Annotated in this window: 6 protein-coding genes and 1 pseudogene; 3 read left to right on the top strand and 4 right to left on the bottom strand. The window is 76.1% G+C overall.

The genetic code is table 11. The features are described from left to right. Positions 1-188 (bottom strand): annotated as a pseudogene (locus E1293_RS44910) (hypothetical protein); the annotation flags it as partial. Next, positions 185-655 (bottom strand): cupredoxin domain-containing protein, encoded by a 471-nt coding sequence (locus E1293_RS44905; protein ID WP_207939501.1) that lies wholly within the window; start codon positions 653-655, stop codon positions 185-187. The gene E1293_RS44905 and the pseudogene E1293_RS44910, both read right to left, overlap by 4 nt. 129 nt (positions 656-784) lie before the next feature. On the opposite strand from E1293_RS44905, the gene E1293_RS44900 reads away from it, so the two are divergent. Genes E1293_RS44900 through E1293_RS44895 form a run of 3 tightly spaced genes read left to right on the top strand, consistent with a single transcriptional unit; the run spans position 785 to position 3,596 of the window. Further along, on the top strand, positions 785-2,647 hold the full coding sequence (locus E1293_RS44900) for a hypothetical protein (protein ID WP_243717507.1): 1,863 nt from the start codon (positions 785-787) through the stop codon (positions 2,645-2,647). Next, positions 2,644-2,793 carry a hypothetical protein gene (locus E1293_RS48280; RefSeq protein WP_165978693.1) on the top strand — a complete coding sequence of 50 codons (150 nt, stop codon included), beginning with the start codon at positions 2,644-2,646 and terminating at the stop codon, positions 2,791-2,793. Before E1293_RS44900 ends, E1293_RS48280 begins: the two co-directional genes overlap by 4 nt. A gap of 11 nt (positions 2,794-2,804) precedes the next feature. Further along, positions 2,805-3,596 carry an SDR family NAD(P)-dependent oxidoreductase gene (locus E1293_RS44895; RefSeq protein ID WP_132205937.1) on the top strand — a complete coding sequence of 264 codons (792 nt, stop codon included), beginning with the start codon at positions 2,805-2,807 and terminating at the stop codon, positions 3,594-3,596. Between the two features lie 72 nt (positions 3,597-3,668). On the opposite strand, the gene E1293_RS44890 is transcribed toward E1293_RS44895, so the two are convergent. Together E1293_RS44890 and E1293_RS44885 are read right to left on the bottom strand one after the other, a co-directional pair. Beyond that, positions 3,669-3,968 carry a 4a-hydroxytetrahydrobiopterin dehydratase gene (locus E1293_RS44890; RefSeq protein WP_132205935.1) on the bottom strand — a complete coding sequence of 100 codons (300 nt, stop codon included), beginning with the start codon at positions 3,966-3,968 and terminating at the stop codon, positions 3,669-3,671. An 83-nt stretch (positions 3,969-4,051) separates the two neighbouring features. Next, positions 4,052-4,426, bottom strand: a 375-nt coding sequence (locus E1293_RS44885) for a mannosyltransferase YkcB-related protein (RefSeq protein ID WP_481726115.1), incomplete at its 5' end; no start/stop codon positions are given.

The raw sequence follows: 4,426 nt of genomic DNA, 5'->3' as shown, positions 1-4,426 counted from the left end.
AGGCGGGCGAGCGCGGCGGGCAGGGGGCGCCCGGCGTCCGGGTGGAGCCGGGGCCGCCTCCACGCGGCGGTGAGGGCGAGGAACGACGCGGCGACGGCCGCCCCGCCGCCGACGATGGCGGCGACGGCGTCCAGGGGCAGGTCGGTGCGGCCGCCGAGCCCGTGGGCGAGGACGTGCACCCGCTTCACCCCACCTGGAGTTCGAACGCGCGGGCGCCGGAGTGGTGCAACTCGGCCTCGAACACGCCGGGGGTGTCCGCGGTGAACCGCAGGACGGCGGGGCGTCCCGGGGCGAGTCGCAGCTCGCGGTCGTAGCCGTGCAGGTGGAACTGGTCGGCGGTGTCACTGGTGACGGTGATCTCGACGGTGGCGCCGCGCGGGACCTTCACGCGGCGCTGCGCGGTGTGGGCCTTCCCGCCGGTGACGGTCACGGCGATCCGCACGGCGGACGGCCCGGACGCGGCGGACGTGGTGGACGCGGCCGGGGCGCCGGGCGACGTGGCGGCCGGGCCGCCGGGGCCGGTCTCGGGTGCGGATTCGCCGCATCCGGCGGCCGTCACCAGCAGCACGGCCGCCACGGCCCCCGCGGCGGCCGTCCGAGTGATCGTCCCCGTGATCGTTTGCGTGTTCGTTCGCGTGCGGGTCCGCCGCGCCATGGTGCCCCTTTCGTCCCGGTGTCGCACACCACAGATTGTGACACTAGACAATGACACATTGGGAAGTGGCATACTCCGGGCGGGGTTTACGCCCCGATCGGTGCGGGTTCCTGCGGTGAGGGAGCAGCGGTGTTGGATCACGTGACGGGCATGGGAGCGGGGGCCGTGCTGCGGCTGGCGGGGGCCGGCGCGGCCCCGGCGAAGCCGGCGGGCGGTGCCGCGCTCGACCAGATCCTGATCGCCTCCGGCGGCGCCGGGGCGCTGACGGCGGCGCTGCTGGTGCTCGGGTGGGGGCACCGCAGCGGCCGCGTCTCCGTCCTGGCCCGCGCGGCGGACCTCGCGACGCGCGGGCCCGGCCGCGGCACGCCGGGCTGGGCGGCGCTGCCGATCCCGGTCGCGATGGTGTCGCTGCTGATCGCGCTGCTCGGCATGTACTGGGACATCTCCCTGCACATCTCGCACGGCCGGGACGAGGGCCCGCTGGCCAACATCGCCCACTACCCGATCCTGATCGGGCTGTTCGGCATCTTCACCGCCGGTGTGCTGGCCGTGGTGCTGCCCAAGGGCGAGGTGCCCGGCGCGGCGTCGGTGCGGATCACGCGGGACTGGCACGCCCCGGCGGGCGGCGTCCTGCTGGCCGGCGCGGGCTTCTACGCGCTGCTCGGCTTCCCCCTGGACGATGTGTGGCACCGCATCTTCGGGCAGGACGTGACGCTGTGGGGCCCGACGCACCTGATGCTGATCGGCGGGGCCGGGCTGTCGCTGGTGGCGATGATGGTGCTGGAGCGGGAGGGCCGCCGGGCCTGCCCGGACGAGGAGCAGCCGCCGGGGTGGCTGCGGTACGTGCGGCGCTGCATGCACGCGGGCGGGCTGCTGATCGGGCTGTCGGTGTTCCAGGCCGAGTACGACTTCGGGGTGCCGCAGTTCCGGCTCGTCCACCAGCCGCTGCTGATCGCGCTGGCGGCGGGCTGCGCGCTGGTCGCGGCGCGGCTGTGGGCGGGACGCGGCGGCGCGGTGTGGGCGGTCGTGTTCTACATGCTGGTGCGCGGCGGCGTGTCGGTGATCGTCGGCGGCGTGATCGGGGAGCTGTGGGCGGCGGTCCCGCTGTACTTCGCCGAGGCGCTGTGCGTGGAGGCGGCCGCCCTGCTGCTGGCGCGGCGCCCGCTGGCGCTCGGCGCGGTGTCGGGCGTGCTGATCGGCACGGCCGGGTTCGGCGCCGAGTACGCCTACGGCCAGGCCGGGTTCCGGCTGCCGTGGACGCCCGACATCCTCGCCGAGGGGATGGCGATGGCCGTGGCCGGCGGTGTCGCGGGCGGCCTGTGCGGGGCGCTGCTGGCCGAGGGCCTGGCGGGGCGGGCGCCGCGCCCGGCGGCGGCGCGCGGGATCTTCGCGGGGGCGATCCTGGCGGTGGCCGCGGCGGTCGCCAACGGCCTGGTCGTCTCCGTCCCGCCGGGCCGGACGGCGACGGTGACCCTCACCGATGTGCGGGGCGACGCCGCGCACCGCACGGCCGGCGCCCGTATCGAGTTCTCCCCCGCGTCCGCGGTCGACGGGCCGGCGTGGGTGACGGTGACCGGCTGGCAGGGGCAGGGCCTGCACGTCGACCGCCTGGTGCGGGAGCGCGAGGGCGTCTACCGGACGAGCGAGCCGATGCCGCTGCACGGCGAGTGGAAGACGCTGATCCGGGTGCACGACGGGCGGACCCTGGCCGGCGTCCCGGTCTACCTGCCCGACGACCCGGCGATCGGGGCCAAGGAGCTGGCCGCCCCGGCGCACTTCACCCGGGGCGTGCAGGGCGAGCGGTCCATCCTGCAGCGGGAGCTGAAGACCGATGTGCCCGGCTGGCTGTGGGCGGCGTGCTCGGCGGTGGTGCTGCTGTGCACCCTGGCGCTGGTGCTGTCGCTCGGGTGGGGCGTGGCGCGGATCGCGCGGCGGCTGCCCGCCCCCGCCGGGTCCGCCGCGCGCGGCCCGCACGCGGAGGCGGGCACGTGAGGGTCGCGGACGGGGTTCTGGCGTCCCACCCGATCATCACGGCGGTGCCGTTCTTCGTGCCGACGTTCATCGTCGTCGCCGTGATCGTGTTCGTGGTGTGGCGGGACCGCCGCCGCGGCGACGACGACCCGCCGGGCGGCCCGTAGAATCGGTGATCATGAACGATCGGCTCCCGCCCGCCGCGTACCTGTCGGAGCTGTTCTCCCTGGAGGGCAGGGTCGCGGTGGTGACGGGCGGCACCTCGGGCATCGGCCGCGCGATCGCCGAGGCCCTCGCCCGCGCCGGCGCGTCGACGGTGGTCGTCGCGCGGCGGGAGGCGGAACTCGCGGCGACCGTCGCCGCCCTGGAGGGGCACGGCCGCCGGGCCGCGGCGGTGAGCGCCGACCTGGGGTCGCGGGACGCGGTCGCGCGGGCGGCCGAGGAGGCCGCGGCGGCGTTCGGCGAGCCCGACATCCTGGTCAGCGCGGCCGGGATCAACCTGCGCCCGCCCATGGACGACCTCGGCGCCGAGGTGTGGGACACCACGATGGCGGTGAACCTGGACGCGCCGTTCCTGCTCGGGCAGCGGTTCGGGCCGGGCATGGCCGCGCGCGGGTTCGGGCGGCTGATCCACATCGCGTCGCAGCAGGCGTTCCGGGCGTCGGTGACCAGCGGCGCCTACGGCGTGTCCAAGGCGGGCCTGGTGGCGCTGGCCCGGTCGCAGGCCGAGGCGTGGTCGCCGCGCGGCGTCACCGCCAACACGCTCGTGCCGGGGTTCGTGATGACGCCGCTGAACGCGCGCCTGTCGTCGGACCCGGCGAAGGTGAAGGCCCTGGCGGAGCGGACGATGACGGGCCGCAACGGCCTGGCGGAGGACTTCGCGGGCGCGGCGGTGTTCCTGGCGTCGCCGTCGGCCGCCTACGTCACCGGCCAGTCCCTCTTCGTGGACGGCGGATTCTCCGCCCACTGACCACCGAGCCTGCCGGTCCGGTGCACTCGCCCGGCCGGCGCACCGCCACCTGCACGGCCGCGACCAGGGTGCCTAGGCGGCGCCGTGCCGGGCGGCGATCTCGTCGATCCGCGCGGCGAGGTCGAAGTCCTTGCCGGTGAGACCGCCGGCGCTGTGGGTGGTCAGCGCGAACGTCAGGGTCCGCCAGCGGATGTCGATGTCGGGGTGGTGGCCGGCGTCCTCGGCGGCGCGGGCGACGTCGGTGACCACGTCGATCCCGGCCGGGAACGAGGGCGCCTTCACCGTGCGGCGGATCTCGTCGCCGTCCCGGGTCCAGGCGGGCAGGCCGCGCAGGCGGCCGGCGACGGCGGTGTCGTCGAGGGTGTCGGCCATCGGAGTCACTCCCGGTGTGTCGGTGTGTCGGTGTGGTGCGTGTCGGTGCTGGTGACCTTCTCCCTTCCCGCTCCGCGCGCCGGTCACCCCGCGGTCAGGTCGTACAGGACGGTGCCGCCCACGGTGGTGGCGGTGTAGTTCGCGGCGACCCATGCGCTGATCTTCTGGGCGGCGTCGCTGCCACTGGCGGCGCGCCCGGTCATGGCGCCGCCGCGTCCTCCCCCGGCGAAGTAGTGGATCTTCCCCTGCCGGACGAGGCTCTGGAACCCGGCGAGGGTCGGCGCGGGGTCGGTTCCGTTGAACCCGCCGACGGCCATGACGGGTTCGCCGGCGGCGAGCTGGAGGCCGGCGGCGGTGTTGGACCCGACGGCGGCGGCGACCCAGGTGTAGGAGGCGGCGCCGGCCTTGAGCGTGGACGTGACGGCGGCGCTGGGGGTGCCCGCGTCCAGGAGCCCGCC

Source organism: Actinomadura darangshiensis (assembly GCF_004349235.1).
Taxonomy (GTDB): domain Bacteria; phylum Actinomycetota; class Actinomycetes; order Streptosporangiales; family Streptosporangiaceae; genus Spirillospora; species Spirillospora darangshiensis.
Note: the sequence above shows the minus strand (reverse complement) of the source record. Positions and strands in the feature narration are given on the sequence as shown.